The organism is Rhodococcus zopfii NBRC 100606 = JCM 9919 (genome assembly GCF_001895025.1).
GTDB classification, from domain to species: Bacteria; Actinomycetota; Actinomycetes; order Mycobacteriales; family Mycobacteriaceae; genus Rhodococcus; species Rhodococcus zopfii.
The window spans coordinates 1-26,539 of sequence record NZ_BCXI01000004.1 but is presented as its reverse complement, the minus strand read 5'-3'; the positions used below and the strand labels follow the sequence as shown (position 1 = coordinate 26,539).

The 26,539-nt window shown below is 69.7% G+C and carries 28 protein-coding genes; 13 read left to right on the top strand and 15 right to left on the bottom strand.

Annotation, left to right across the window (positions count from 1 at the left end):
- Positions 1-59: 59 nt before the first annotated feature.
- The 3 genes from RZ1_RS03315 to RZ1_RS03305 all read left to right on the top strand — a co-directional run bounded on the left by RZ1_RS03315 (position 60) and on the right by RZ1_RS03305 (position 2,399).
- Complete coding sequence (locus tag RZ1_RS03315; protein ID WP_072809221.1) at positions 60-917, top strand: crotonase/enoyl-CoA hydratase family protein; 858 nt, start codon at positions 60-62, stop codon at positions 915-917.
- Positions 918-990: 73 nt separating this feature from the next.
- Entirely contained in the window at positions 991-1,392 is a 402-nt protein-coding gene (locus tag RZ1_RS03310; protein ID WP_072809219.1) for a nuclear transport factor 2 family protein, read from the top strand.
- A 29-nt stretch (positions 1,393-1,421) separates the two neighbouring features.
- Entirely contained in the window at positions 1,422-2,399 is a 978-nt protein-coding gene (locus tag RZ1_RS03305; RefSeq protein WP_072809218.1) for an NAD(P)H-dependent flavin oxidoreductase, read from the top strand.
- A gap of 66 nt (positions 2,400-2,465) precedes the next feature.
- On the opposite strand, the gene RZ1_RS03300 is transcribed toward RZ1_RS03305, so the two are convergent.
- Entirely contained in the window at positions 2,466-2,753 is a 288-nt protein-coding gene (locus tag RZ1_RS03300; RefSeq protein ID WP_072809287.1) for a putative quinol monooxygenase, read from the bottom strand.
- A 120-nt stretch (positions 2,754-2,873) separates the two neighbouring features.
- Here RZ1_RS03300 and RZ1_RS03295 point away from each other — a divergent pair, with 120 nt between their 5' ends.
- On the top strand, positions 2,874-3,935 hold the full coding sequence (locus tag RZ1_RS03295) for a phosphotransferase family protein (RefSeq protein WP_072809216.1): 1,062 nt from the start codon (positions 2,874-2,876) through the stop codon (positions 3,933-3,935).
- Positions 3,936-3,956: 21 nt separating this feature from the next.
- Here the strand turns inward: RZ1_RS03295 and RZ1_RS03290 are convergent, their stop codons facing one another.
- The 7 genes from RZ1_RS03290 to RZ1_RS03260 all read right to left on the bottom strand — a co-directional run bounded on the left by RZ1_RS03290 (position 3,957) and on the right by RZ1_RS03260 (position 10,484).
- A complete protein-coding gene (locus RZ1_RS03290) occupies positions 3,957-4,715 on the bottom strand; it encodes an SDR family NAD(P)-dependent oxidoreductase (protein ID WP_072809285.1) in 759 nt (252 codons plus the stop codon).
- Positions 4,716-4,785: 70 nt separating this feature from the next.
- Positions 4,786-5,943 (bottom strand): acyl-CoA dehydrogenase family protein, encoded by a 1,158-nt coding sequence (locus RZ1_RS03285; protein WP_072809214.1) that lies wholly within the window; start codon positions 5,941-5,943, stop codon positions 4,786-4,788.
- A 24-nt stretch (positions 5,944-5,967) separates the two neighbouring features.
- Positions 5,968-6,951, bottom strand: coding sequence for an NAD(P)H-dependent flavin oxidoreductase (locus tag RZ1_RS03280; RefSeq protein ID WP_072809213.1), 984 nt, complete (start codon positions 6,949-6,951; stop codon positions 5,968-5,970).
- A gap of 15 nt (positions 6,952-6,966) precedes the next feature.
- Complete coding sequence (locus RZ1_RS03275) at positions 6,967-7,593, bottom strand: TetR/AcrR family transcriptional regulator (RefSeq protein ID WP_072809211.1); 627 nt, start codon at positions 7,591-7,593, stop codon at positions 6,967-6,969.
- A 27-nt stretch (positions 7,594-7,620) separates the two neighbouring features.
- Positions 7,621-8,382 (bottom strand): 3-hydroxyacyl-CoA dehydrogenase, encoded by a 762-nt coding sequence (locus RZ1_RS03270; protein ID WP_072809284.1) that lies wholly within the window; start codon positions 8,380-8,382, stop codon positions 7,621-7,623.
- A gap of 28 nt (positions 8,383-8,410) precedes the next feature.
- On the bottom strand, positions 8,411-9,604 hold the full coding sequence (locus RZ1_RS03265; protein WP_072809210.1) for a thiolase family protein: 1,194 nt from the start codon (positions 9,602-9,604) through the stop codon (positions 8,411-8,413).
- A gap of 79 nt (positions 9,605-9,683) precedes the next feature.
- Positions 9,684-10,484, bottom strand: coding sequence for a crotonase/enoyl-CoA hydratase family protein (locus tag RZ1_RS03260; RefSeq protein ID WP_072809208.1), 801 nt, complete (start codon positions 10,482-10,484; stop codon positions 9,684-9,686).
- 180 nt (positions 10,485-10,664) lie between these two features.
- Here RZ1_RS03260 and RZ1_RS03255 point away from each other — a divergent pair, with 180 nt between their 5' ends.
- Together RZ1_RS03255 and RZ1_RS03250 are read left to right on the top strand one after the other, a co-directional pair.
- Complete coding sequence (locus RZ1_RS03255) at positions 10,665-11,636, top strand: NADPH:quinone oxidoreductase family protein (protein WP_072809206.1); 972 nt, start codon at positions 10,665-10,667, stop codon at positions 11,634-11,636.
- A gap of 19 nt (positions 11,637-11,655) precedes the next feature.
- A complete protein-coding gene (locus RZ1_RS03250; protein WP_072809205.1) occupies positions 11,656-12,441 on the top strand; it encodes an enoyl-CoA hydratase in 786 nt (261 codons plus the stop codon).
- Positions 12,442-12,495: 54 nt separating this feature from the next.
- On the opposite strand, the gene RZ1_RS03245 is transcribed toward RZ1_RS03250, so the two are convergent.
- The gene (locus RZ1_RS03245) at positions 12,496-13,137 is read right to left on the bottom strand and encodes a TetR/AcrR family transcriptional regulator (RefSeq protein WP_072809203.1); all 642 of its coding nucleotides are present in this window, start codon (positions 13,135-13,137) and stop codon (positions 12,496-12,498) included.
- 160 nt (positions 13,138-13,297) lie between these two features.
- On the opposite strand from RZ1_RS03245, the gene RZ1_RS03240 reads away from it, so the two are divergent.
- The 3 genes from RZ1_RS03240 to RZ1_RS03230 are packed head-to-tail and all read left to right on the top strand — an operon-like array spanning position 13,298 to position 15,757.
- Positions 13,298-13,606 carry a PE family protein gene (locus tag RZ1_RS03240; protein WP_083583504.1) on the top strand — a complete coding sequence of 103 codons (309 nt, stop codon included), beginning with the start codon at positions 13,298-13,300 and terminating at the stop codon, positions 13,604-13,606.
- A 37-nt stretch (positions 13,607-13,643) separates the two neighbouring features.
- Positions 13,644-14,909 carry a PPE domain-containing protein gene (locus RZ1_RS31610; protein WP_072809199.1) on the top strand — a complete coding sequence of 422 codons (1,266 nt, stop codon included), beginning with the start codon at positions 13,644-13,646 and terminating at the stop codon, positions 14,907-14,909.
- Positions 14,906-15,757 (top strand): ESX secretion-associated protein EspG, encoded by an 852-nt coding sequence (locus RZ1_RS03230; RefSeq protein WP_083583503.1) that lies wholly within the window; start codon positions 14,906-14,908, stop codon positions 15,755-15,757. Before RZ1_RS31610 ends, RZ1_RS03230 begins: the two co-directional genes overlap by 4 nt.
- Position 15,758: 1 nt before the next feature.
- Here the strand turns inward: RZ1_RS03230 and RZ1_RS03225 are convergent, their stop codons facing one another.
- The 4 genes from RZ1_RS03225 to RZ1_RS03210 all read right to left on the bottom strand — a co-directional run bounded on the left by RZ1_RS03225 (position 15,759) and on the right by RZ1_RS03210 (position 20,163).
- Positions 15,759-16,421, bottom strand: coding sequence for a histidine phosphatase family protein (locus tag RZ1_RS03225; protein WP_072809197.1), 663 nt, complete (start codon positions 16,419-16,421; stop codon positions 15,759-15,761).
- A complete protein-coding gene (gene pheA / locus RZ1_RS03220; RefSeq protein ID WP_072809195.1) occupies positions 16,418-17,332 on the bottom strand; it encodes a prephenate dehydratase in 915 nt (304 codons plus the stop codon). Before pheA ends, RZ1_RS03225 begins: the two co-directional genes overlap by 4 nt.
- 96 nt (positions 17,333-17,428) lie before the next feature.
- Positions 17,429-17,938: a GtrA family protein gene (locus tag RZ1_RS03215; RefSeq protein ID WP_238072122.1), complete on the bottom strand. Its 510-nt coding sequence runs from the start codon at positions 17,936-17,938 to the stop codon at positions 17,429-17,431.
- Positions 17,935-20,163: a putative glycosyltransferase family protein gene (locus tag RZ1_RS03210; RefSeq protein ID WP_072809194.1), complete on the bottom strand. Its 2,229-nt coding sequence runs from the start codon at positions 20,161-20,163 to the stop codon at positions 17,935-17,937. Before RZ1_RS03210 ends, RZ1_RS03215 begins: the two co-directional genes overlap by 4 nt.
- A gap of 231 nt (positions 20,164-20,394) precedes the next feature.
- Here RZ1_RS03210 and RZ1_RS03205 point away from each other — a divergent pair, with 231 nt between their 5' ends.
- On the top strand, positions 20,395-21,402 hold the full coding sequence (locus tag RZ1_RS03205) for a glycosyltransferase (protein ID WP_238072123.1): 1,008 nt from the start codon (positions 20,395-20,397) through the stop codon (positions 21,400-21,402).
- On the top strand, positions 21,392-22,531 hold the full coding sequence (gene rffA, locus RZ1_RS03200; protein ID WP_072809192.1) for a dTDP-4-amino-4,6-dideoxygalactose transaminase: 1,140 nt from the start codon (positions 21,392-21,394) through the stop codon (positions 22,529-22,531). The genes RZ1_RS03205 and rffA overlap by 11 nt, the downstream gene beginning before the upstream one ends.
- Positions 22,532-22,555: 24 nt before the next feature.
- Here rffA and RZ1_RS03195 read toward each other — a convergent pair whose 3' ends face one another.
- Together RZ1_RS03195 and RZ1_RS03190 are read right to left on the bottom strand one after the other, a co-directional pair.
- Complete coding sequence (locus tag RZ1_RS03195; protein WP_072809190.1) at positions 22,556-23,155, bottom strand: class I SAM-dependent methyltransferase; 600 nt, start codon at positions 23,153-23,155, stop codon at positions 22,556-22,558.
- 81 nt (positions 23,156-23,236) lie between these two features.
- Positions 23,237-23,881 (bottom strand): hypothetical protein, encoded by a 645-nt coding sequence (locus RZ1_RS03190; RefSeq protein WP_072809188.1) that lies wholly within the window; start codon positions 23,879-23,881, stop codon positions 23,237-23,239.
- Between the two features lie 108 nt (positions 23,882-23,989).
- Between RZ1_RS03190 and RZ1_RS03185 the strand changes: the two genes are divergently transcribed.
- On the top strand, positions 23,990-24,754 hold the full coding sequence (locus RZ1_RS03185; RefSeq protein ID WP_072809187.1) for a DUF2470 domain-containing protein: 765 nt from the start codon (positions 23,990-23,992) through the stop codon (positions 24,752-24,754).
- 79 nt (positions 24,755-24,833) lie between these two features.
- Positions 24,834-26,539 (top strand): serine/threonine-protein kinase (locus RZ1_RS03180; RefSeq protein WP_169917852.1); only part of this gene is annotated, 1,706 nt, incomplete at its 3' end.

The following is a 26,539-nucleotide window of genomic DNA, read 5'->3' as shown; positions in this document are numbered from 1 at the left end:
GAGGTACCGGGCGGAAGGTTGCCCTAGCGATCGTTCAGTAACCATGGGATGCTGACCGCATGGAGCACATTCGACTCGCCATCGGCGACGGGATCGCCACGATCACCTTGAACCGTCCCGACCAGCTCAACGCCTTCACGACCACCATGGAGTACGAGCTGATCGACGCCTACGATCGCTGCGACGCCGACGACGACGTCCGCGCCGTCGTTCTCACCGGTGCCGGACGAGCGTTCTGCGCGGGAGCCGATCTGTCCGCCGGGGCCGACACGTTCGCCGAGTGGCAGGACGAGCACTCCGGCGACGATCTGCGGCGAGACGGCGGCGGGCGCGTCGTGTTGCGCATGTTCGAATCGCGCAAGCCGATCGTCGCCGCCATCAACGGCCCTGCCGTCGGGGTGGGGATCACCATGACGCTGGCCGCCGACTTCCGGCTTGCCGCCGACGACGCGCGCATCGGATTCGTCTTCAACCGTCGCGGACTGATTCCCGAATCGTGTTCGTCGTGGTTCCTGCCCAAGCTGGTGCCGCTGCAGCGTGCGCTGGACTGGATCTATTCCGGCCGCCTCGTCGACGCCGCCGAGGCCCACCAGGCCGGTCTCCTCTACTCGCTCCACCCGAGGGAATCGGTGCTCGACGAGGCGTACGCGCTGGCCCGCCGGATCACCGAGCACTCGGCGCCGGTGTCCGTGGCGCTGTCGCGGCAGCTCGTGTGGCGCTCGCTCGGGTCGGATCACCCGATGCTCGCGCACCGCGCCGAATCACGCGGCATCAATCTCCGCGGCGTCGGCCCCGATGCCCGCGAGGGTATCGCCGCGTTCCTCGAGAAGCGCGCGGCCGTGTTCCCCGACCGGGTCAGCACTGATACCCCCGATCTGTTCGGCGACGACCTGCCGAGCCCCCCGTTCCACCCCTGAACCGTCAACATTGACTGTTTAACGGCCGGGACCTTACGCTCGGCTCGACATCCGCGACCGAGAGGCGACCGACGTGACGAACCCCGACCGCCCAGCCGTCGTCGACCGCTGGCACCGCGTGATCGAGACGAACGATCTCGAGGCACTCGACGCACTCGTCGCCGACGACGCCGTATTCCTGTCCCCCGCGGTTTTCACCCCGCAGGAGGGTAAAGCCGTGACGCTCGCCTACCTGCGCGCGGCCCTGGCCGTGTTCGGCGGCGACACCGGATTCCATTACGTCGGTGAGTGGTACGCCCCGAATTCGGCAGTACTCGAATTCGTCGCCGAACTCGACGGGATCCACGTCAACGGGGTGGACCTGATCGAATGGGACGAGCACGATCGGATCACCCGATTCAAGGTCATGGTCCGGCCGCTCAAGGGCCTGCAAGCCCTCATCCCACGCATGGCCGCCCAGCTCGGCCCCGCCTGACCGACCGACCACACACCCAGGAGAAGTTCATGAGCCTGCCGCCCGTCCTCCGCGACCGCCTGCGCCTGCCCGTCGTCGCATCGCCGATGTTCATCGTGTCCAACCCGGACCTGGTGATCGCGCAGTGCAGCGCGGGGATCGTCGGTTCGTTCCCGACCCTCAACGCGCGCCCGCAGTCGCAGCTGCGCGAATGGCTGACGCGGATCACCGAAGAACTGGCCAAGTACGACGCCAACAACCCCGACGCCCCGTCGGCCCCGTTCGCGGTGAACCTCATCGTCCACAAGTCGAACGACCGGCTCGCCGAGGACCTCGCGACCGTCGTCGAGTTCGAGGTGCCGATCGTCATCACCTCGCTCGGCGCGCGGCAGGACGTCAACGACGCCGTGCACTCCTACGGCGGCATCGTGCTGCACGACGTCATCGACAACCGGTTCGCGCGGAAGGCGATCGAGAAGGGCGCGGACGGCCTCATCGCGGTCGCCGCGGGCGCGGGCGGCCACGCCGGCACCCAGTCGCCGTTCGCGCTCGTGCAGGAGATCCGCACCTGGTTCGACGGTCCGCTGCTGCTGTCCGGATCGATCGCGCACGGCAACTCGATCCTGGCCGCGCAGGCCGCCGGCGCCGACCTCGCGTATGTCGGATCGGCGTTCATCGCGACCACCGAGGCCAACGCCTCGGACGCCTACAAGCAGATGCTGGTCGATTCGACCGCGTCCGACATCGTCTACACGAACCTGTTCAGCGGCGTGCATGCCAACTACCTGCGCGGCAGCATCTCCGCGTCGGGCATGGATCCGGACAACCTGGCGACCTCGGATCCGTCGAAGATGGACCTGGGTTCGGAAACCGCCACCGAAGGTGGCGCGCCCGGCCCGAAGGCGTGGCGGGACATCTGGGGTGCCGGGCACGGTGTCGGGTCGATCGAGGCGGTCGCATCCGTGGCGGACGTGATCGCGCGGTTCCGCACGGAATACGCCGCCGCTCGCGCGCGCCTCGCTCTGTAGCCGACCGGCCCCGTAGACGACACGACCGGCGGGCGTGGGATGTACCGTTCCACGCCCGCCGGACTGTCAGAGTTCGCCGTAGTGCGTGAGCTTCGGGGCTCCCGCGAGCAACGGGCCGAGATCGGTGATCGCGCCGGGGCCGGCTCGGAACTTGCGGTAGGCGGTGTCGTGGTCGGCGGACTGCCACTTCTCCACGATCACCCAGCGGGCCTCGTTGCCCTTGTCCACGAGGATCTCGATGCCGAGGCAGCCGTCGAAGCCGCGGGTCTCGCCGAGCACCCGATCCATAACCTTCTTCGCGTCGTCGAGGGCGTCGGGCTTGAACTCGAGTTCCAGCAGGGCAGTGAGTGCCATGTTCATCCTTTCGGGACGATTGTGCGGTGTCATCTCACAATTACCGAAGTCCCCTGGCGGCGCAATGGGTCTCCCCGTTTTCGCGTCCCCTCGCGCATCACGGCCACTAAGGTCACGGCGATGAGCGATGCCCCGAACGTCCCGCCGCTGTCCGCAGACGAGATCACGGCGCTCGATGCCTGGATGAGCGCCCGCGGGTTCGGGCCGGGGCCGATCACCGGTCTCGAGCAACTGACCGGCGGCACCCAGAACCTGATGGTGCGGTTCACCCGCGGCGACCGCTCGTTCGTGGTGCGGCGCGGCCCGCGTCATCTGCGGGCGCGCACCAACGACGTGCTGCGCCGGGAGATGCGGATGCTGGACGCACTGTCGGACACCGCCGTTCCGCATCCGCGCCTGATCGCGGCGTGCCCCGAGGAGGACGTCTGGCCCGGTGCCGCGTTCTATCTCGTCGAACCGGTCGACGGGTTCAATGCGTTCGTGGGGCTGCCCGAACCGCACGCCTCCGATCCGGGCATCCGGCATCGGATGGGCCTGTCGATGATCGATGCGCTCGCGACCCTCGCGTCCGTCGACCACACCGCGATCGGTCTGGGCGATTTCGGACATCCGGACGGGTTCGTCGAACGGCAGGTGCCGCGGTGGCTGCGCGAACTCGAGTCCTACACCGCGCTGGACGGGTACCCGGGTGAACCGCTGCCCGGCGTCGATGCGATCGCCGGCTGGCTGGCGCGGTCGGTGCCGCAGCGGTGGACTCCGGGAATCCTGCACGGCGACTACCACATCGGCAATGTGATGTTCTCCCGGTCGGGGCCGGAGGTCGCGGCGATCCTCGACTGGGAGATGTGCACGATCGGCGATCCGCTGCTCGACCTCGGCTGGCTCCTGGCGACGTGGCCGGAGCACGGCAACGACGACAGCACGATCGGAGGTGCCCTCGGCGACGCGGGCGGCCTCGCCACCCGCGCCGAGCTCGTCGAACATTATGCGGCACAATCCGATCGGGACCTGTCCGCCCTCGACTGGTATGTCGTGCTGGCGTGCTTCAAACTCGGCATCATCCTCGAGGGCACCTATGCGCGTGCCTGCGCGGGCAAGGCCGACGGCGAGGTCGGGCAGCGGCTGCACGCGACGACGCTGAGTCTGTTCCGGCGCGCCCTCGACCGGATCGGGCAGGGCTGAGTCCCCGCCCGATCGTTCCCGTCAGAAGATGCTGTATCCGCCGTCGATCATCGTCGAGCTACCCGTCTGGAATGCGGACGCATCGCTCGCGAGATACACGGCGATGCCCTCGAAGTCCTCGGGAGTCGCCCAGCGCCCCAGCGGCACCCGGGAGATGACGTGGGAGTTGAAGATCTCGGAATCCTGCAACGGACCGGTCATGTCCGTCGCGACCCAGCCCGGGAGCACGCTGTTGACGCGGATCCCGTAGCGCGCCAGTTCGACCGCGCACCCGTTGGCGAGCGCGAGAACACCCGCCTTGGAGGCGCCGTAGGCCTGGTTGCGACCCGCACCCTCGTGTGCACCGAGACTCGATGTCACGATCACCGATCCCCCGCTGCCCTGCGCGACGAGCGTCTTCGTGGTCTCACGCAGCGTGAAGTACGCGCCGTCGAGGTTGGTACCCATCACCTTCCGGTAGTCCGCGGTGGTCGACTCGGCGAATTTCGCGAGCGGCACACCGATACCGGCGTTGACCACCACCACGTCGAGACCGCCCAGCGCCTCGACCGTCGCCGTGACCCCGGCGGCGACCGCCTGCTCGTCCGAGACGTCGACCGACCGGGTCAGGACGCGACCGCCGAACTCCGCGAGCCCCGCGGCCGCGGTCTCCAGCCTGCCGGGGTCGCGGCCCCACAGGACGACGTCGGCGCCGGCGCGGGCCAGCCCGCGGGCCATGCCCAGGCCGATGCCGGCGGATCCACCGGTGACCAGCGCACGTTTTCCGGTCAGATCGAACATGCTCACTCCTCGGGCCGGGACTGGGCACCCGCAACCGAAGACCGTTCGCGGGCACCCATTCCGTTGTTCGTCAGGAGAATTCGGACGCGATGTCGCGGCCGATGATCTCCTTCATGATCTCGGTGGTGCCGCCGTAGATGGTCTGGATGCGGGCGTCGACGTAGGCGCGGGCGATGGGGTACTCCATCATGTAGCCGTATCCGCCGTGCAGCTGCACACCGCGGTCGACGACACGCTTCTGCAGCTCGGTCGCCCACCACTTGGCCTTCGACGCATCCACCGCGGTCAGCTCGCCGGCGTTGAGCGCGAGCACGCACCGGTCGATGTGCGACTCGGTGATCTCGATCTCGGTGAGCATCTCCGCGAGCACGAAGCGCGTGTTCTGCAGATCGCCGATCGGCTTGCCGAAGGCCTTGCGTTCGAAGGCATACCGCTTGGTCCACTCGAACGCGGCGCGCGCCGACGTGATCGCCGAGACGGCGATGCCGATACGTTCGAGCGGCAGGTTCTCCATCAGGTGGAAGAACCCGCGCCCCTCCACGCCGAGCAGATTCCCGGCCGGGACCCGCGCATCCTCGAAGACGAGCTCGGCGGTGTCCTGCGCGGCCAGACCGACCTTGTGCAGCTTGCGTCCACGGCTGAATCCGGGGGTGTCGCGCTCGACGACGATGAGGGAGAACCCCTTCGCTCCGGCACCCGGATCGGTACGGCAGACGACGATCACGAGGTCGGAATGGATACCGTTGGTGATGAATGTCTTCTGGCCGTTGATGACCCAATCCTCGCCGTCACGCACGGCCGTGGTCTTGACACCCTGCAGGTCCGACCCGGCGCCCGGTTCGGTCATCGCGATCGCGCCGATCAGCTCACCGGTCGCCATGCGCGGCAGCCAGCGGGCCTTCTGCTCCTCGGTACCGAGATGCAGAAGATACGGGATCGCGATGTCGTCCTGCAGCGCGAGGGTCGCGCCGAACGACGTGGTGCCGGTCCGCGCGATCTCCTCCTGGACGATGTGCCGGAACCGGAAGTCGGTGACGCCGGAACCACCGAATTCCTCCGGCACACCGAGCCCCAGGATCCCGGCCTTGCCGGCCGCCAGGTACACGGATCGGTCGATGAGCCGATCTTCTTCCCAGCGTTCGTAATTCGGCTCGACCTCACGGGCGAGGAACTCGCGCACCGTCTCCCGGTACGCTTCGTGGTCGGCTTCGAACAGTGTGCGTTGCATGCTATCCCCCAGTAAGTATGTGGTTCAGGCGTTCACGCGCGACATCAGGCCCGCGAGACGCTCGGAGATCAGTGCTTCGGCCTCGGCGACGATGCGCTCGACGAGCTCACCGGCCGTGGGGATGTCGTGGATGATGCCCTGGACGGTTCCGACGGTCCAGATTCCCGCCTCGGGGTCGCCGTTCTCGTACACGAGGCGACCGCGGGCACCGGCGACCAGTTCGCGCACGTCCTCGAATTGTCCTCCGCGGTCCAGGATCTCGACGACCTCGCGGCTGACGGTGTTGCTCGCGACGCGGGCGGTGTTACGCAGCGTGCGGAAGATCAGCTCGGTGTCCGTTTCCGTCCCCGCGACGATCGCTTCCTTGATCCGCTGGTGGATCGGTGATTCGGCGGTGCACATGAATCGGGTGCCCATGTTGATGCCGTCGGCGCCGAGCGCGAGCGCCGCGACGAGTCCGCGGCCGTCGCCGAATCCGCCGGAGGCGATCATCGGAATGGTGATCTGCTCGGCTGCGGCGGCGATGAGCACCAGGCCCGGCACGTCGTCCTCGCCGGGATGACCGGCGCACTCGAACCCGTCGATGCTGATGCCGTCGACGCCGGTGTCCTGCGCCTTGACGGCGTGCCGGACGCTCGTGCACTTGTGCAGCACCTTGACACCGGCCGCGTGGAAGTCGGGCAGGTGCGGGGCCGGGTTGGAGCCGGCGGTCTCGACGATCTTGATACCGGATTCGATGATGACCCGGCGGTATTCCTCGTAGGGCGGCGGGGTGATCGCCGGCAGGATCGTAAGGTTCACACCGAACGGCTGGTCGGTGAGTTCGCGAGTGCGGGCGATCTCTTTCGCGAGATCCTCCGGGGTGGGCTGGGTCAGCGCGGTGATCATGCCGAGGGCGCCGGCGTTGGCGACTGCGGCGACCAGTTCGGCGCGACCGACCCACTGCATGCCACCCTGCACGATGGGGTGGCGGACGCCGAACGTTTCGGTGAAGGCGGTGGACAGCACGGTGTACTCCTCGGGTCAGGCGGGGCTGCGGTGTCCGACGATGCGCAGCGCGATGGTCCGGTAGCGGGCGGCGACCTCGGCGGGTGTCAGCGGTCCGTCCAGCTGATACCAGCGGACGATGGACTGGAACATCCCGAGCAGCGCCCGCACGGTCTCCTCGATGTCGTCGACGTCGAACACCTGTTGTTCGTCGCCGTCGCGCACCAGGTCGAGCATGATGAGCTCGAGCCGCTTGCGGGTGGCGGCGTAGGTGCGCCTGTTCTCCGGGGACACGTGCCGCAGTTCGGAATCCAGTCCGGAGCGCTTCGCGCGGTTGGTCATGTTGAGCACGATCGCCTCGACGGCATTCGAGAAGCGGGCGACCGGGTCGGCGCCGCCGTCCTCGACCGCCGCGCGGACACGGTCGATGAGGTCGAGGACGGCGGCGTCGAGCAGGGTGACGAGAACGGCTTCCTTGTTCTCGTGGTGGTAGTACAGCGCGGGCACCGTCACGCCGACCCGGCGGGCCAGGTCGCGGACGGTGGTGCCGTGGAAGCCGTTCTCGCCGAACGCTTCCAGGGCGTGTTCGAGGATGGGGCCGAGCTGCAGGGGTTCGAACACCCGCCAGTCGCCGGAGAACTCCGGTTCGGGCTGCGCAGTCATCGGCCCCGTCCTCTCACACCGGTCGGATCAGCGCGGGGCCATACGGATGGCACCGTCGAGACGGATGGTCTCGCCGTTGAGCATCGGGTTGGCGACGATGTGCGCGGCGAGGGCACCGTACTCGGCGGGGTCGCCGAGACGCGCCGGGTGCGGCACCTGCTGGCCGAGGGACTCCTGGGCCGCCTCCGGCAGCGAGCCGAGCAGCGGGGTCTTGAACAGGCCCGGGGCGATGGTGACGACGCGGATCAGCAGCGACGCGAGGTCACGGGCGATCGGCAGGGTCATACCGACGACGCCGCCCTTGGACGCGGAGTACGCGGCCTGGCCGATCTGGCCGTCGAACGCGGCGACGGAGGCGGTGTTGATGATGACGCCGCGCTCGCCGTCGATCGGCTCGGTCTTGGCGATGCGCTCCGCGGCGAGGCGGATGACGTTGAACGTGCCGAACAGGTTGACGTTCACGACCTTCTTGAACGCGTCGAAGGGGAACGCGCCGTTCTTGCTCACCGTCTTGACGGCATTGCCGATGCCGGCGCAGTTCACCGCGACCCGCAGCGGGCCGAGCGACTCGGCCAGGTCGAGCGCCTCGGCGACGGCGGCCTCGTCGGTGACGTCGGCGGCGGCGAAACGCACACGGTCACCGAGCTCCTTGGCGACGGTCTCACCGTTGGACGACGGCAGGTCGATGATGACGACCTGGGCGCCGTCGGCGACCAGAGCCTTGACGGTGGCCAGGCCCAGGCCCGAGGCACCGCCGGTGACGACGGCAACGCTGTCGTTGACGATCATGTTCACACCTTTCGAATCGTGTTGTGGATCAGAGTCGTTCGATGATGGTGGCGTTGGCCATGCCCGCGCCCTCACACATCGTCTGAAGACCGTACCGGCCGCCGGTGGCCTCGAGATGGTTGACCAGGGTGGAGAGCAGGCGGGTGCCCGACGAACCGAGCGCGTGGCCGAGGGCGATGGCGCCGCCCCACGGGTTGAGCTTGGCCGGGTCGGCGTTCAGTTCGTGTGCCCAGGCGAGCGGGACGGGAGCGAACGCCTCGTTGACCTCGTAGGCGTCGATGTCGTCGATGGTCAGGCCGGCCTTGGCGAGTACCTTCTTCGTCGCCGGGATCGGCGCGGTGAGCATGAACAGCGGGTCGTCGCCGAGGACGGAGAACGACACGAAGCGTGCCCGCGGGGTCAGCCCCAGCTTGTTGGCCATCTCCTCGCTCATGATGAGCGCGGCGGACGCTCCGTCGGTGAACGGCGACGAGTTGCCGGGGGTGATGATCCACTGGGCCTCGGGGAACCGGGCCGCGTACTCCTCGGTGTAGAACGACGGCTTCAGGCCGGCGAGGCCCTCGGCGGTGGTGGCGGCGCGCACCGTCTCGTCGACGGTGTGCTGGACCTGCTCCCCCGAGGCGTTCGTGACGGTGAACGGCACGATCTCGCGGTCGAAGTGTCCGGCGGCGATCGCGGCGGCGGCACGCTGGTGCGACTGCGCGGAGAATGCGTCGACCGCGTCGCGGTCGAGCTTCCACTTCGCGGAGATGAGCTCGGCGGAGATGCCCTGGTTGACCAGGCCTTCGGGGTAGCGCGCGGCGACACCGGGCCCGTTGGCGTCCTTGCCGAGGGCGGCGGTGCCCATCGGGACGCGGCTCATCGACTCGACACCGCACGCGATCGCGATGTCGTAGGCGCCGGCGATGACGCCCTGCGCGGCGAAGTGGGCGGCTTGCTGGCTCGAGCCGCACTGGCGGTCGATGGTGGTGGCCGGGACCGAGTCGGGGAAGCCTGCGGACAGCAGAGCGGAGCGCGAGATGTTCACCGCCTGCTCGCCGACCTGCTGGACGCACCCGCCGATGACGTCGTCGACCTGGGCGGGGTCGATGCCGTTGCGTTCGACGAGGGAGCGGAGGACGTGCGCGAGCAGTTCGACGGGGTGGGTGCCGGACAGGGCACCGCCGGGCTTGCCCTTGCCGACCGCGGTACGGACGACGTCGACGATGACAGCTGTGGTCATGACAGGTTCCTTTCCAAGGGGGTGGAGTGCGGCCCGGCGCTGCGAGGGGCCGGGTGGCGCCGGGCCGAGATCGTCGGGGTCAGCGACCCTGCCAGACCGGCTGGCGCTTCTCGGCGAAAGCGGTCGGGCCTTCCTTCGCGTCCGCGCTGGTGAAGACCACCTTCATCGCGGCGGTGTTGGCGTCCCACACGCCGGGGGCCCAGTCGTCACCGTGTGCGGTCCGGTGGATCATCGCCTTCGACTCGCGCACCGACAGGGGTGCGTTGGCGGCGATCGCCTCGGCGAGTTCGAGAGCGACCTCGAGCGCGGTACCGTGCGGCGCGATCCGGTTGACCAGGCCCAGTTCCTTGCCCTGCGCAGCCGTGATCGGCTCGCCGGTGAGGGCGAGTTCGAGCGCGACCTTGCGCGGGATCTGCTGCTGAAGACGGATGACCCCGCCGGCCGCGGCGAACAGGCCGCGCTTGACCTCGGGCAGGCCGAGCTGCGCCTGCTCGTCGACGACCGCGAGATCGGAGGCGAGCACCAGTTCGGTGCCGCCGCCCAGCGCGAATCCGTTGACCGCGGCGATGGTCGGCTTGCTGACCCAGTGCTGGACGTAGCCGGCGAAGCCCCACTCGGGATGCCCGTCGGCGGCGGTGCTCTCGCCCGCGGCGAGCGCCTTGAGGTCTGCACCGGCACAGAATGCGCGACCCGCGCCGGTGATCACGACGACGCGTACGTCGTCGTCCGCCTCGGCCTGTTCCAGGAGCGTGCCGACGGCCGTGGACAGCGCGGCGTTCACCGCGTTGAGGGCCCGGGGGCGATTGAGAGTGATGACGGCGACGCCGCCGCGACGCTCGTACAGAGCGGCAGGTTCGGTGGTGGTCTGCTCGTCGGCCATCGATTGTCCTTCCCATGACCTCTACTTATCGATCGCTAAAGGACTACCACGGACCGATCGCTCGGTCAACATCTCGATCTAGCTAGCGCACGATCAGTAGCCTCTGGTAAGGATGAGCCCTGTGTTGCGGACCACGGTGCACGTCCGCGGACACGGTCTAACCCGCCGACGAGGAGACCCATGCAGGCAGTACAACTGACCGACACGAACGGACCCGACGGCCTGCGCCTGGTAGACATCCCCGAACCCGCCGCCGGTACCGACGCGGTGATCGTGGACCTGCACGCCGCGGGCGTCTCGTTCCCGGACCTGCTGCAGACCAGCGGCGCCTACCAGGTCGTGCGGCCCCTGCCGTTCGTTCCAGGCGTCGAAGGCGCCGGGACCGTTCGCTCCGCGCCGGTCGGCAGCGGGCTGACCCCCGGGCAGCGCGTCGCCGTCCTCGCCACCGGCGGCGCGTGGCAGCAGACCGTCGCCGTGGATGTGAATTCCGTATTCCCCCTGCCGGATTCGGTCTCACTCAGCGCCGGCGCCGGATTCCTCATGAACTACCTGACCGTCCACTTCGCGCTCGACGAACGCGCCCGCTACCGCGCCGGCGACACCGTGCTCGTGCACGGCGCCGCGGGCGGCATCGGCGTCGCCGCCCTCCAGGTCGCGGCGGCGCTCGGGCTCGAGACCATCGCCGTCGTGAGCACCGACGCGAAAGCCGAAGTGGCCCGGGCGAATCGCGCGACCCACACCGTGCCGGTCGACGGCTTCAAGGACCGTGTCCTCGAACTGACCGGCGGGCGCGGCGTCGACATCGTCCTCGACCCCGTCGGCGGCGACCGCTTCACCGACAGCCTGCGCAGCCTCGCCCCGAACGGGCGCGTCGTCGTGCTCGGTTTCACCGGCGGGGAGATCCCCACCGTCAAGGTCAACCGTCTCCTGCTGCGCAACACGTCGGTCGTCGGCGCCGGCTGGGGCGAATACGTCCGCACCTTCCCCGACTACCCGGCCCGGCAGTGGGCGCAACTCGAACCGCTGCTGCGGACCGGCGCCCTGCAGGTCCCGGAACCCACGCTCCACCCGATGACGAGCGCAGCCGACGCACTGCTGGCGCTCGCGCACCGGTCCGCCACCGGCAAGGTCGCACTGTCCTTGCGGTCCTGACACTTTCGAAGGAGACACCATGCCCGACGACATCCCCGGCGTCGACACACTCGTCGACGACGGCGTCCTGCGCGTGACGATCAACCGCCCCGCCCGCATGAACGCGGTCACCACCGAAACCCTCGAGGCAATCGCCGAGGCGTTCGAGAAGCACGCCGGCGACGCGACCGTGCGGGTCGCGGTGCTCACCGGCAGCGGTCGCGCATTCTGCACCGGCGCGGATCTGTCCAGCGTCGAATCCGCCGACGGTCCCCCCTCGCCCGCGACCATCGACGCGGCGAACCGCGCCGTAGCCGCGATCCGGACGTTCCCGCGTCCCGTGATCGGCGCCGTCAACGGCCCCGCGGCCGGGGTGGGCGTCTCGCTGGCGCTGTCCTGCGACCTGACGGTCGCGGCCGAATCGGCCTACTTCCTGCTCGCGTTCACCAAGGTCGGGCTGATGCCGGACGGCGGCGCATCCGCGCTGGTCGCCGCGTCGATCGGACGGGCCCGCGCGCTGAAGATGGCGCTGCTCGCCGAGCGCCTGCCCGCCACCGAGGCCGTCGCGGCCGGCCTGATCGCCGACGCCTACCCCGACGACGGATACGCCGACGCGATCGAGGCGCTGGCGCAGCGGCTCGCGGACGGGCCGGCCGACGCGCTGGGCTCGACGAAGGCCGCGATCAACGACGCGACCCTCACCGAACTCGACGCCGCATTCGCTCGTGAACGCGCCGGGCAGCTGCAGTTGCTCGCCGCCGACGATTTCCACGAGGGCGCCCGCGCGTTCCTGGACAAGCGCCCCGCGGTGTACCGCAACCGGTAAGCACCGCCACTCCCCCGACGGCGGCGGCTCACACCGCCGTCGTCGGAGCTGCGATCACCGCCGCGAGGGCGCCCCGACCGTCTTGAGCGTGATGTCGACGTACTTCGCCGCGACCTCTTCCGGGGTGAGTGTGCCCTCGGAGTGGTACCAGCGCGGAATGGACTGGCACATGCCCAGCAGCGCGCGGGTGGTCTCCGCCGGGTCGTCGACGTCGAACACGCCGCTCGCGGTCCCTTCCTCGACGATGCTGCGGACAAGTTGCTCGACGCCCTTGCGGACCGCGCGATAACGCTGCCTGTTGTCCGGGCTCAGATACCGCGACTCACCTTCGAGCGCCGCAAGCCGCGCGCGCAGCGTCATCCGCAGCACGATGGCTTCGATGACGTTGGACAGCCGCCGCACCGGGTCGTCGCCGCCGTCGGCGTCCGCGGCGTGCGCCCGTGAGAGCACATCGCTGGTGGACAGCTCCAGCAGCGCGATGAGCAGCCCCTCCTTGTTTTCGTGGTGGTAGTACAGGGCCGGAACCGTCACGCCCACGCGCCGCGCGATCTCACGGACCGACGTGCCGTGGAAGCCGGTCTCGTAGAACGCGTCGAGTGCGGCGGACAGGATCGGGGTGAGCTCGGTCGCCTCGAGCTTCCGCCAATCCGGCACGGCCACCCCGTCGGTGACTGTGTCGCCGGTGGAAGTTCCCATTCCCGCACCCCAACCTATCGATCGCTCTGTCACTGACGGCCTCGAGGATACCCGGCACAAATCGAGGGGAACCGATCCGGACCGCGACGCGTCCAACCCTTCGAGGGCGAACGGACCACCGCGCCCGCCATCCGCACCCGAGATGTCAGGAGAACGGCCCGTGCCCGACCACATCTACGTCGATCCCGACGCTCTGCTCGTCGCCGCCGCCGAACTCGAGGCCCTCGCATCACGCCTCGAAGCATCCGTGCAGGCAGCAGATCCGGCCCTGGACGTGCCGCCACCAGGGGCGGAGGAGGTATCCCGGCTGATTTCGCAGCACTTCGGCGGACTCACCGCGAGTTTCCGGCCTGCGGCCGCGCGGGGTGTCGAGGAATTGCGGACCGCTGCGCTGACCATCCGCAACCAGGCCGCGCACTACACCGATCTCGAGACGCGGCGGGTCGCCGCCCTGCACGCCACGGTGTGACCGACCTCTCCCACCTGCTGTCAGAAAGGTAGAGCCGATGACGCTCGGAATGACCGGGGTCGTGTGGTTGCCGCGGGGCGCCACCCTGAACTCGACGAGCCTGACCACGGGCACGGGTCCGCTGCCGATCGGCGCCGCCGGACCGGCCTGGGCCGCGGTCGCCGCGGCATTCGCGGACGCCGACATCACACTCACCCGGGTCGCGGCGGAACTGGGCCTCGGCTGGGAGGGCACGACCGGCGGTACCGCGATCACCGCCCTCGGCCCGTTCATCGCGTGGACGCAATCGGTCGTCGGGGAGGCGACCGCGGCGGCACAGAAGGCCGCGGTCGGGTCGGGTGCGTACGCGACCGCACTGATCGCGATGCCGAGCCTGCCGGAGATCGCTGCGGTGCAGGCCGCGAAGGTCGCCGCCTACACGGCCGGCGGCGCGGTGAACGGTGGCGCCGCGGCCGCGGAGGCCGCGGAGAAGGCGCTCGACCTTCGCGCCGCCGCCGCGATGGAGGCCTACGAGGCGGCGTCGCTGTTCGCCGCGATACCGGACCGCTTCACCGCACCGCCGTCGCTGACCGGTGGCGCGCCGGACACGGTGGGCGTGCAGCAGCTCGCGACGGTCGTCTCCCGCACAGAGCACACCGAGCACGTGCAGTTCACGGATCCGGTGCAGTCCGTCGTCGACGGTGCCCGCTCGGTGGTGTCCCGCGTCGGCGACGCGCTCGGCAACGGGGACGTGCTCCGGAGCGTCGGCGGAGAGGCCGGCCGGGTCGCCGCCGAGGTCGCGAACGTGGCGTCCGGTGGGGTCGGTGTCGCCGGGTCGCCGTCGGAGGTCGCGTCGGCCTTCGGGCAGGGCCACACGTTCGGGCAGGGCCACACGCCCACCGTCGCGACGTCGACGTACACACCGGGAACGGGCAACGTTTTCGGACCCGGATCAGCGCCGGCCGCGGTGCCCTCCGCCGCGGCCGGCGGAGCCGGCGCGATCGGGAGCGCCCCCGGACTCGGCGCGTTCTCGACGGCGGGCGGACTCGCCGCCGCGGGCGGAACCGCGGCGGGGATGACCTCGATCGGCTCCACCGGGGGCACCGCAACCGGCCCGGTCCGCGGCGACCTGCGGATCCCCGGCGATCCGGTCGGCGACACGACGGCCCCGGCGCACGGCGCCGGATCGGCCGCGGCTCGTGCAGCAGGCAGCGACGACAATCAGGACACCCGCACCGACTTCCGTCCGACCGTCGAGCATTTCGCCGACGGACGGACCGTGGTTCCCGCCGTGCTGGGCGCGGGCCCGGAACCGGGCCGGTGATCGGCATCGATACGCTCGGCGTCCTCTCCGGAACCGGCTCGCTGGGACCGGTCCCGGTCAGCGACGACGAAGTGCACGTCCTCATCGGGTTGGCGGCAGTACCGGAAATGCCGGTCGTGCTGGCGCATCGTCAGCACCACGACAGCGACACCGAGCGGCAGGTGGCGTTCGCCCGGGCGGCCGACGCGCTCGGCGCGCGCGGCCTGGTCCGGGCCGGCGCGGTGCACCCGGCGGTCGCGGACCGGCTGCGCACGCTCGGCCGGCCGGCGTGGGAGGTCGCGGTGCGACGGTTCCACGACGGCACGGTCGACCGGTTGGGTCTCGCGCACGGCAGCGCCGAGTGCGGGGTGTCCGGCGCCGGCAACCGCACGGTGACCGCGCGGGTCGTGCCCGGCGGTTTCGTGCTCGACGACGCCGACCCCGGATCCGTGTCCCCGATCGTGCGGATGCTGGGTCCGGCCGGGCCGGCCCGCACCGGCGGGGTGAGTCTGCCGACCGCGCGACTGTCCGCGGCGCTGACCGAGGGCGCGGGGGACGGCGCGCGCACCACCCGTCGGCTGGCGGAAGCCGGGGTGCCCGCTGCGGAGGCGGCGTTGCTCGGGGCGGCGCTCGGGCCGTGCGGCACGTTCGCCGAGATCGTCGGGATCCGGCACGGCGACGGTGCGACGGGTCCGGTCGGGGGTCCCGTCACGGTCTTCGACACGACCGCCGGGCGGGTCGTCGGCACGTCGTCGGCCGCTCCCGACGGCACCTCGTGGACGACGCTGAGTGCCGGGACCAACGGCGTCCTGCGGCGGGCGCTCGGCGACCTCGTCGCCCGTCTCGAACGGGACCGGGCGGACCGGTAGCTCAGCCCATCGGATCGTCGGCGCCCGCGCCCCCGGTTCGGTGGAACGGCGCCTGGAATGTGCCCCACCGCACGCATTCCCAGCCGCCGCCGGGGCGCGGCACCAGTTCGACGGTCTGGGTGTTCGCGAGGTGGTTGCTGGTCGCGAAGCTGCCCGGCACCTTGCCGAGATACGCGGCGACCAGCCGGATCGCGGCACCGTGACTGACCACCACCACGTCGCCCGACCCGTCACCGAGGAATTGTTCACGCAGGTCCTCGACGACCGGCACATACCGGTCGATCACGTCGAGGCCGGATTCGCCGCCGGGAACCCGCGAGCGCAGGTCGCCGCTGTGCCACGACTCGTAGACCTTCATGAACAGCTTGTGTGACTCTTCGTCGCTGCGGTCCTCGAGATCGCCGGCCTGCACCTCGTGCAATCCGGCGCGGACGGTCGCGGCGACACCGGAGGCCAGTTCGATCTGGTGGGCGGTCTGGCGGGCACGGATCGCGTGGGAGGCGACCAGCAGCACCGGCGGCCGGTCGGCGAGGTTCGTGCCGAGCGTGTGTGCCTGTGCAACACCGAGTTCCGTCAGTTCGGCGCCGGGCAGCTTGGTGTCCAGCCGCCGCGCCACGTTCGCCACCGTCTGCCCGTGCCGGGCCAGGATCAATCTGCCGCTCACCGGTCTTCCTCTCCCCGTCGCAGCGCATCGAGCCACTGCGCATCCGCTTCGTCCGACACCGGGGGCACACCGTTGTCGGCGACCGCCGCCCACGATCCGAGAAACCGGACCTGCGCGAACCGGTGCAGGGCCTTGAGCGCCTCGGCGACGAGCGCGTCGTCGATGTGTCCCACGCAGTCCAAGTGGAAGAAGTAGGTGCCGTATTCCCGGCGGGTCGGGCGCGACTCGATGCGGGTGAGGTCGATGCCGCGGGTCGCGAACTCGGTCATGGCCCGCACGAGCGATCCGGGTTCGTTCGGCAGTTGCAGGATCACCGCGGTGCGGTCGTGCCCGGTGCGCGGCGGGGTCTTCGCGGGCCGGGTCAGCAGCACGAATCGGGTGCGGGCACCGGCGAAGTCCGCGACCCCCTCGGCGAGGGCATCGAGGCCGAGCCGTTCACCGGCCAGTGCGGTGGAGACTCCGGCGTCGGCCTTGCCGGCGGCGACGTCCTCTGCCGCGCCGGCGTTCGACGAGGCGGCAACGATCTCGGCCTGCGGGAGTTTCTCGGCGATCCACTGCTGCACCTGCGCCGCCGCAACGGGGTACGCGGCGACGGTCCGGACCTGATCGGCGGTGGTGCCGGGACGGACGACGACGGTGAACGCCACGTCCAGTTCGGTTTCCGCGACGATCTGCAGGCGCGGTCCGATGGACAGTGCGTCCATCGTCGGCGGAACGGACCCTTCGACGGAGCTTTCGATCGGCACCACGGCACCGTCGACGTCGCCGTCGCGCAGCAGTTGCAGCGCGGCGGGTGGGCTGGCCGCCGACACCCGTTCGACCGGGCCGTCGAAGATTCCGGTGTCCTCCAGGTGAGCGAGGGCCATTTCGGTGAAGGTCCCGGTCGGACCGAAGTAGGCGATGCGTGGCACGCCTACGAGGTTACGCATCGCATCCGCGCTCCGGCCGTGTTGCGCTGCGGACCGCGCCGAGAGTGACGATCCCGGCGGTAAAGCGGAAGCTCGGTGTCACCGCTTCGTTCCGGGCTCGACCGCCGAGTTCCGCGGTCGCCGGAACGAGATGTGCCGGTGCCCGAACCAGCTGGCGATCGCGACGAGAGCCATGATCACGATCGCGGACGGGATCCTCGGCAGATTCAGTACCTGCACGGCAAGCGAAAGCAAGAGGACGTTCAGGAGGAGACCTCCCGAGTTCACTGCCACGAACGCGAGAAAGTCGCGAACCACCCGTCCACGGACACGGAACACGAGCGTGCGGTGCAGGACGAATGCGGTCACAACGCCGATCGCGTAGGCGAGAACGACAGCCACCGCCGGTGGCCAGTCGTCGCCGAGGACGGCCAGCCAGAACACGGTCAGCGCCATGCCGAAGACCGTGTTGAACGCCCCGATCAGCGCGAATCCGGCTTCTGGCCGACGCATCACCCGGAGCACCAGTCCCGGCGAAGGTTCCTTGACCACGCCGCTGTCCCCCGTGCCGGATGTGAGGCGGCGGCGATGGCCTTCGGCGCCGGTCACGCTGTGACTCCGATCGGCGGCCGGTCGGCTTCACCTTCGGCGGGTGCCGGCCGGTTGCTCCGGCGGTTGCGCCTCCACAGCCATTGGAGCGCGGCAAGTCCGGCAAGGCCGGCTGCGGCGCTGACGATGCCGATTTTCCATCCGGGTGGGCGCCAGGTGAGCACCAGCTCGGCGTTGTCGGTACCCGCGGGAACGTCGACTGCGACGAAAGACCTGGCGACCGTGGTGATCGGAATCGGCTCGCCGTCGAGCGAGGCGCGGTAGCCGGGCCAGCCCAGACGGGCGAAGACCACCCGACCGCCGCCGGCGGAGGTGACCCGGACCCGGCTGCTGGTGTCGGACTCGCCGAGCGACGTGGCGGAGACCCCGTCGACGGCGGAGATCCGGCCGTTGCGGGACGACGTGAGACCGTCCTCGCGTTCGAGCACCCAGATGTAGCGGTCGTTGCCCGGATAGTCGACCCATGTCCACCCCTGGGGGGCGGCCGTGTCCCGTACGTCCGGGAACATGGCGCGCTGCAGGACCACCCGGTCCACGTTCATCAGATCGACAAGGGTGCGCCCCGTTTCGGGTTCGGGCGCGAAGGCACGCCGATAGGCATCCGCGCAGACGCTGCCGTCCCAGCGCATGCACAGCAGATCACCGAAGTAGAAGTGCCCGGTCGGGGTGTAGCCGTTGACGTAGTCCAGCTCGACGGCACGCGCATAATTGCCGAACACCAGTGAGCCGTAGGCTCCGTCGACGCTTTTGTCCGGTTTCTGCAGTAGTCCGCGGTCCCCGAGTTGCAGGGTGGTGCCGGTGAAGTCGGGGAATGCGTTCTGTGCGTCGGACCGTTTCGCAGGCAGGTTCCACGCCATCGGGGTCGGCTGTGCGGCGTGGACCTGGAGAAACGCGATCGGGAACATCGCGATGATGGTCAGAGCGGCCGCGGGCGCCGCTCCCCTGGTACGGGCGAGCCGGATCACCGCGGCGCCCACTGCGGCGACGCCCAGTGCGGAGAGCAGGTGCCACGACCAGCGAGCCGGATCCGCCGATGCGGACCGCATCCACAGCACCGCGATCAGGGCCGCGGCGGCTGCCGACCGTCCCCGCACGTTGCGGAGGGTGCCGAAGCGCCCGATCAGCACGCACACCAGCACCAGCAGTCCGAGCGCGAGCATCGGCAGCACCCGCGCCGGCCAGCGCAACGGGCCGATCGTGCCGGGCCCCGCCGCCCACATGAGCATCACCAGGGAGAACAGTGCCACCGACATCAGCTCACGCCACGCGCCGGCCGCGCGGCGCCAGTCGACGAATGCCAGTGCGGGAACCAGGAACCATGCGATGTAGGTCACCGGAAGCGGCTGGACGTAGCCCCACCACGACGGGAACGCAGGTAGCGAGCTGGGCAGGGAAGCGTTGAGCGATTCCGACCAGGGCACGGTGAGGAACGGATCGTTGATCACGTCCCACGCACCTCGCCACGTGACGTCGGCAGACAGCATGCTCGGCAGGAATGCGATCAGCCCGGCCAGGCCCGCGCACGCCGCGACCGAGACGAGCCGCGCGATCGGCTGCCACCGTCGCAGATACAGCCATTCCCCGACCGCGACCGCGCCCAGCACGAGGATCGCCTCGATCGCGGGGAAGATGTACTGGGTTGTGATTGTCAGGTACAGGAATACGAACACCGGAATCGGACCGCCGGTCCCGCGCGTGTAGCGGACCGCCGACGCCCACGCGTGCACCAACCACGCGGTGCCGGTCAAGGCTGTCATCCAGCTGGCCTGGTCGAAGAACAGGAACCACCCGGACAGCGGGAAGGCAACACCTGCGACGGCGGACCACACCGGTCGTGCCCCGTAAACCAGGCAGATCCGGTAGACACCGAGCGCTGCGACGATCGAGAACAACAGCTTCACGACGGTTGCGTACGCCGCGACGTTGTCGATGGACGGCGCGATCAGATCGACGATCAACTGGGGCGGGTTGAACAGCCCGGCATCGTCCATCGTGTTGTTCCCGGCCATCCATTGCTCAGGGACCATCAACGGGAAGGTGCCCTCGCGCAGCGACTTGCCGAGGCCGACCCACAGGGCGGTGTACTGGGACTCGGTGTCGTCGGTGAAGTAGTGCCTCGCATTGGCAAGCAGCACCGCCGCATAGCCCGCGACGACACCCACAGCGGTGACAGCCCCCCAGCGAATGACCGTCCGCCGAGAGTCGAGATGAACATTGTCCGTCACAAGTGCCTGACCCTACCGGTGCACAGCGAACTGGGAGCATTCGGAAACCGGCGACCGGCCGTGGAGCGTGTTATCGTTCGACGGTTCGCGCTCCGGCGGCAGAAACCAAGCCGACAATCCGGCGCGCGCTGTCGTCGAAAGTCGTTACTGCTGATGCCGGTTTCCGAGATTCCCACCCCACACGAGTCCGCTGTCGGCAACTCCGTTTCACGGACGCCTGCTCCCGTTTCCGTGACGGCGGTGGTGCCGGTGTACCGCGGTGAGCAGACGATCGGCAAGCTCGTGGACGAACTGAGCCGGCTTGCCGAGCCCGTATCGACTCCGCGCGGCACGCCGTTCGTCGTCGACGACATCGTGTTGGTGCACGACCACGGGCCGGACCTCTCCGACGTCGTGCTCCAGGATCTCGCGCGCAACCATCGGCACGTACGCGTCGTGTGGCTCAGCCGCAACTTCGGCCAGGACGCCGCGACGATCGCCGGGATGGCCGCGGCGCGCGGCGAGTGGATCGTGACGCTGGACGAGGACGGACAGCACGACCCGTCGTTCATCGGTCCGTTCCTGGACGCGGCGCTGACCGACCGAGCCGACCTGGTGTATTCCAAGCCGACCAACACCCGGCCGCACAGTTTCCTGCGGAACCTCACTTCGCGGGGCGCCAAGCTCGTGCTCGCGACGTTGTTCGCGTTTCCCGACTCGACGCGCTTCGAGAGCTTCCGGCTCATCCGCGGCGACGTCGGACGGGCGCTCGCGCAAGTCGCGTCCAACGGCGTGTATCTCGACGTGGCGCTGTCATGGGTCGTCGGCAACGTCGCGCAGGTACCCGTCACGCTGCGCAGCGAGGGACGCGACGAATCCGGGTACAACTACCGGCGGCTGTTCTCCCTGTTCTGGAAGATGCTCCTGTGTACCGGCACTCGCGGCCTCCGGGTGGTGAGCATGCTCGGTGTGACGTTGGCCGGAGCCGGCCTCGTGATGGCAGGCGTTGTCGCCTACCGGGCGCTGACCACCGACGACTGGGCTCCAGAGGGGTGGGCGTCGTTGATGGTGGTGACGTTGCTGTGTTCCGGCGCGGTCTTGTTCTCGCTCGGGCTGATTGCCGAGTATCTCGGTGTTGCGCTGCATGTTCTGGTCGGCAAACCGCTCTATCTCACTGTCGAGTCTCCCCTGCCTCGGCCGGATCACCCTCCGGTCGCTCCCGGCGCCGGCGTCGACCCGAAAGCCCACAATGAGCACTGACCGCATCCTGTTCAATCGTCCGTACCGCGCGCGTGGTGAGCTGGCGAACCTCGAGGCGGTGCTGGCGTCCGACCACAGTCATGGAGACGGACCGTTCACCGCCTCCGCGACCGCGAAGCTGCGCGCGATCACCGAGGCGCCGCATGCACTGCTCACCACGTCGTGCACCTCTGCGCTGGAGATGGCGGGGCTGCTGCTGGGGCTGGGGCCGGGAGACGAGGTGATCGTGCCGAGCTTCGCGTTCACCTCGACCGCCACTTCGATGGCTCTGCGCGGGGCCACGTGCGTGTTCGCCGACATCGATCCGGCTACCGGAAACCTGGATCCGGCGTCGGTCGCAGCCGTCATCACCCCCCGTACCCGGGCGGTGGTGGTGATCCACTATGGCGGTGTCGCAGCCGACATGTCCGGTCTGCTGGAACTGGCGGACGGCCACGGCATCGTGCTGGTGGAGGACAACGCGCACGGACTCGGTGGGCGGTGGCGGGGGCGACCCCTCGGGACGATCGGGACACTGGGCACGCTGAGTTTCCACGACACCAAGAACGTGCACTGCGGTGAGGGCGGCGCGCTCCTGATGAGCGATCGGATCCTGATGGACCGGGCCGAGATCATCCGTGAGAAGGGCACCGATCGCGCACGCTTCCTGCGCGGCACCGTCGACAAGTACTCCTGGCAGGATCTCGGCTCGAGCTACCTGCCCAGCGAACTGAACGCTGCCGTCCTCGACGCCCAGCTCGACGAGTTCGACCTGATCCAGTCGGGCCGGCACCGGGTGTGGGACGCCTACGCGGCCGCGCTGCCCGACTGGGCCGCACGCAACGATGTGCGGCTGATGACCGTGCCCCCGGATCGGGAGCACACCGCGCACCTGTACTTCCTGCGCACCCCCACCGAGGAGCGTCGCGACGCGCTGATCCGGTACCTGGCGGGACTGGGGATCGCGGCACCGTTCCACTACGTTCCGCTGGATTCGAGTCCCGCCGGCCTGAAGCTCGGCCGAACGCCGGTGCCGTGCGTTCGCAGTCACGAGTTCTCCCGCACTGTCCTGCGGCTGCCGCTGTGGCCGGGCCTCACCGACGAGCAGGTCTCCAGGATTGTCGACGCGGTGACGACGTTCCGGGTCTGAGAGATATCGCTCGGATGTCGCCGCTCAGGGCGTGAGCACGTACAACTTCTCCCGGCCTCCGGCGATCAGTGTCTGCTTGCGCACCCGGTCCGCATAGCCGGCGAAGAGCGCATCGAGCGTCTCCTCCGTGAAGCGGTGGGATCGGGTTCCGTCTCCCGGGTCGGTGTACCGCCTACCCAGGGTCGCAAGCACCCGGTTGTCGCTGGAGGCGAAATTGCGTATGGGTTCCGCGACGATCACCTTCTCGCGCGCCGCCGCCAGCATCCGATCGAGCACAGGCGCGGGATCCGGGAGAAAGTGATAGAGGCTGGCCTGCATCAAGACCACGTCCGCCGAGGGTAGCGGGTTGCCGGCGTGCAGATCCCACACGTCTGCGCGCCCCCCGGCGTGCCGGACCTCCGCCACGAACTGCTCGTTGAGGTCGAGGCCGCGGTAGTCGACGTCGCGGTCACGCAGATAGCGGGTGTACAGGGTCGCAGGACCGCAGCACAGGTCGAGCACGCAAGCGCCGGACGGAATCTCCGAGTCGACGGCACGGAACCTGGCTGCATAATGACGCCCGTACAGCATCCGCATCACCAGGCCGTACACGGTGCCGTTGCGGTAGACGAGGCTGGTGGTCACAGCTCACGACTATGCCACCGATGTCCCGGCAGTCCCTTCCCGGCACCACAACCGTTCCGGCCGGGAGGCACCTTCGCCGGGTCAGGCGGGGGCGGTGAGGCCGAGGTCGGCCAACCCCGCGACGATCGCGGCGGGGTCGTCGACCTCGACGGTGAGCAGGATCTCGCGGACCGCGGCGGCGGCCTCGGGGACGAGGGCGGCGAGGCGGGCCGCGTCGGGTTCGGTGACCGCCTGCCGGACGTCGAATCCGCTCAGCGCCGCGGTGGTAGCGGACAGCAGCACGAGAACCTCGGCGGCGTCGCGGGCCCGCGCGACGTAGCCGGTGTCGGAGTGGGCGAGGACGGCGAGGAAGTCGGCGATCTCGTCGGCGCTGCGGCCGGCGGGCAGGCCGGGGATGTGACCGGCGGCGGTGAGTCCGCGGGCGGTGTCGGCCGGCGTGTCCCCCGCGACGTACACACACAGCGGCGCCGGCGCGGTGAATGCGACAACATCACCGAGATACTCCGGGGTGCAGTCGATCTGGTAACGCACCGGTCGGCGGCTCACCGGCACGGGAGCCTCGGCGCTCGCATCGAGTTCGACGACGACGTCGCCGCCGGAGTCCGCCTCGGCCGCGGTCACGATCCGGGGCGCGAGGAGGCGACCGGACACGCCCGCCGGCGCGGGCGCGCGGTGGGTCAGCAGCGCATCGAGGAGGCCCCGAGGTTCGTCACGGGACGGCGGCATTCCGAGGGAGAGCGGGATCGACACCGGTTCAGGTTAGCTCCAGCGGCCTCTTGCGACGGCCGTCACAATGACTTAGGTTTGCCTCACCTACCAACCGAGGAGGCCGGCATGCAGACCATCACCGACGTTCCCGCCCCCAGCACCGCGGAGCGAGTGTGCACCGCGCTCGTCCGCGCCGATTCGACCGTGCTCGCCGTCGACGGCTGCGATCCGGTGACCACTGCGGTCCACCACCTCCACACCGACGGCGACGTCGTCATCACCGTTCCCGGCGACTGCCCGGCCGTCGCGCTCGCCTGGCAGTCCGGGTCGGCAGGCTTACCCGCCGTCCTCGAACTCACCGACCATTCACCGCTCACGCTGCGCAATCCCGTGCGGTCCCTGATCTGGCTCAACGGGTCGCTGCACCCGGTCGACAACCCCCGTGTCCTCGCCGCCGAGGTCGCCGAGGACCTTCCTCATCCGGAACTTCTCGACGTCGGACACGGCACCGAACTGCTGCGCCTGGAACTGACATCCGTGGTCGCCGCGGACACCACCGGCGCCGAATCCGTCGACATCGACGATGTGCTGACCGCGCTGCCCGACCCCTTCGCCGCGCTGGAAACAGCGTGGCTGCAGCACCTCGAGCAGGACCACGCCGACATCGTCGCGCACATCGCGCGACGCATCCCGCCGGCCGCGCGGTCCGGCCGCATCCGGCCACTCGGCCTCGACCGGTACGGCCTGCGCTTACGCATCGAATCGGGCACCGGCGATCATGACGTGCGCATCCCGTTCCACGAACCGGTCGACGACGCGACCGGACTGAGCCGCGCGCTGCGTCGCCTCGTCGGCTGCCCGTTCGTCAACGGGCTGCGCGCCCGCCCCTGATCTTCCTTTTCGGGGTCCTTGCAGCGGTATCCTCGTCCTAGCACGCGAGCCACAATGCGCACCTCGAAAGCCTGGGCCGATGGCCGATTTCGATCCGGAAGCGACCCGCCCGGCGGGTCAGGGAATCACCGCGGAGCTGTCCGCCGCGGGATTCGACGATGCGCTGGTCGTGGGACGAGGCGGCTTCGGTGTCGTCTACCGATGCCGGCAGCGTTCGCTCGGACGAACGGTCGCGATCAAGGTGCTCTCCTCCGACCTCGACGTCGAGAACCGGGAACGGTTCCTGCGCGAGGGCTACGCGATGGGCGGGCTGTCCGGCCATCCCAACATCGTCAACATCCTCCAGGTCGGGGTCACCTCGAGCGGCCGGCCGTACATCGTGATGCCCTATCACCCCAACGATTCGCTGGCGGTGAAGGTGCGACGCGACGGGCCGTTGCCGTGGCAGGAGGTCGTCCGCGTCGGCGTCAAACTCGCCGGTGCCCTGGAAACCGCGCATCACTCCGGGACCCTGCACCGCGACGTGAAACCCGCGAACATCCTCATGACCGAGTACGGCGAGCCCCAGCTCACCGACTTCGGCATCGCGCGGATCGCCGGCGGATTCGAAACCGCGACCGGCGCGTTCACCGGATCGCTCGCGTTCACCGCCCCCGAAGTTCTCGAGGGCAAACCACCGACACCGAATTCCGACGTGTACGGGCTCGGCGCAGCCATGTTCGCGATGCTGACGGGCCGGGCCGCATTCGAACGACGCACCGGCGAGGAGATCGTCGCCCAGTTCCTGCGCATCAGCAGCCAGCCCATCCCCGACCTGCGGCCGCAGGGCATCCCCGACGACGTGTGCGCTGCGCTCGAACACGCCATGTCCGCCGATCCGGGGAGCCGCCCGTCGACCGCCGCCGAGTTCGGCCGGGAACTCCAGGAGATCCAGGCCCGGCACGGGCGGCACGTCGACGAGATGGCGTTGCCCGGCAACGCCCGCCAGCACGACCAACCGACCGTGACGGGACCGCTGCCGAAAGCCGACGCCGACGCCGACGCCTCGGCAGCACCCGCACAACACTCGGCGACGACACAACACGCAGCAGCCACACAACACCCAGCGGCCACACAACACCCAGCGACGACACAGCACGCCGCGACCCCCCGGCATCGCGGCGCGACACCGCCACCGCAGCGTCCGTTCGCAGCCCCGCCCCCGGACGACGACGGGACAGGACGGGTGTCGCTGCGTGCCGTGATCGCGGTGCTCGCCGTGCTGTTCCTCGCGGTCGCGGGGACCGGCCTCTACCTGGTGCTACGTCCGTCGGACGACTCCGACGCGGGTACCGCGGGCGGCGAGAGCAGCGAGGAACTCCCCCCGACCGCGCAGTGGCGCGCGGTGCGCGACGCCCCGACCGCGCGTCAGCAGACCGCGACGACCGTCGCCGACGGCACGGTGTGGGTGTTCGGTGGACTCGACGACGACGGCGCCTCCGCCGCGCACGAGGGCTACGACCCGGCGATCGACACCTGGAAAACCGGCCCGGACCTGCCGGTGCCGCTCAATCACGCGATGGCGGTGACATGGGACGGTGTGCCCGTCGTGCTCGGTGGGTGGATTCCCGACGGGCCGAATCTCACCGCGACCGCCTCCGATCGGGTCTTCGCCGTCCGCGACGGCCAGTGGGTCGAACTGCCTCCCATGCCCCAACCCCGCGCCGCCGGCGCCGCCGTCACCATCGGCAACAAGATCTACGTCTTCGGCGGCCAAGCCGACAACCAACTCGCCGCCACCACCGA

Coding starts and splice junctions, on each gene's coding strand:
- RZ1_RS03315 (WP_072809221.1), top strand. CDS start 60: ATGGAGCACATTCGACTCGCCATCGGCGACGGGATCGCCACGATCACC.
- RZ1_RS03305 (WP_072809218.1), top strand. CDS start 1,422: ATGAGCCTGCCGCCCGTCCTCCGCGACCGCCTGCGCCTGCCCGTCGTC.
- RZ1_RS03300 (WP_072809287.1), bottom strand. CDS start 2,753: ATGGCACTCACTGCCCTGCTGGAACTCGAGTTCAAGCCCGACGCCCTC.
- RZ1_RS03295 (WP_072809216.1), top strand. CDS start 2,874: ATGAGCGATGCCCCGAACGTCCCGCCGCTGTCCGCAGACGAGATCACG.
- RZ1_RS03290 (WP_072809285.1), bottom strand. CDS start 4,715: ATGTTCGATCTGACCGGAAAACGTGCGCTGGTCACCGGTGGATCCGCC.
- RZ1_RS03285 (WP_072809214.1), bottom strand. CDS start 5,943: ATGCAACGCACACTGTTCGAAGCCGACCACGAAGCGTACCGGGAGACG.
- RZ1_RS03275 (WP_072809211.1), bottom strand. CDS start 7,593: ATGACTGCGCAGCCCGAACCGGAGTTCTCCGGCGACTGGCGGGTGTTC.
- RZ1_RS03270 (WP_072809284.1), bottom strand. CDS start 8,382: ATGATCGTCAACGACAGCGTTGCCGTCGTCACCGGCGGTGCCTCGGGC.
- RZ1_RS03265 (WP_072809210.1), bottom strand. CDS start 9,604: ATGACCACAGCTGTCATCGTCGACGTCGTCCGTACCGCGGTCGGCAAG.
- RZ1_RS03260 (WP_072809208.1), bottom strand. CDS start 10,484: ATGGCCGACGAGCAGACCACCACCGAACCTGCCGCTCTGTACGAGCGT.
- RZ1_RS03255 (WP_072809206.1), top strand. CDS start 10,665: ATGCAGGCAGTACAACTGACCGACACGAACGGACCCGACGGCCTGCGC.
- RZ1_RS03250 (WP_072809205.1), top strand. CDS start 11,656: ATGCCCGACGACATCCCCGGCGTCGACACACTCGTCGACGACGGCGTC.
- RZ1_RS03245 (WP_072809203.1), bottom strand. CDS start 13,137: ATGGGAACTTCCACCGGCGACACAGTCACCGACGGGGTGGCCGTGCCG.
- RZ1_RS31610 (WP_072809199.1), top strand. CDS start 13,644: ATGACGCTCGGAATGACCGGGGTCGTGTGGTTGCCGCGGGGCGCCACC.
- rffA (WP_072809192.1), top strand. CDS start 21,392: ATGAGCACTGACCGCATCCTGTTCAATCGTCCGTACCGCGCGCGTGGT.
- RZ1_RS03190 (WP_072809188.1), bottom strand. CDS start 23,881: ATGCCGCCGTCCCGTGACGAACCTCGGGGCCTCCTCGATGCGCTGCTG.
- RZ1_RS03185 (WP_072809187.1), top strand. CDS start 23,990: ATGCAGACCATCACCGACGTTCCCGCCCCCAGCACCGCGGAGCGAGTG.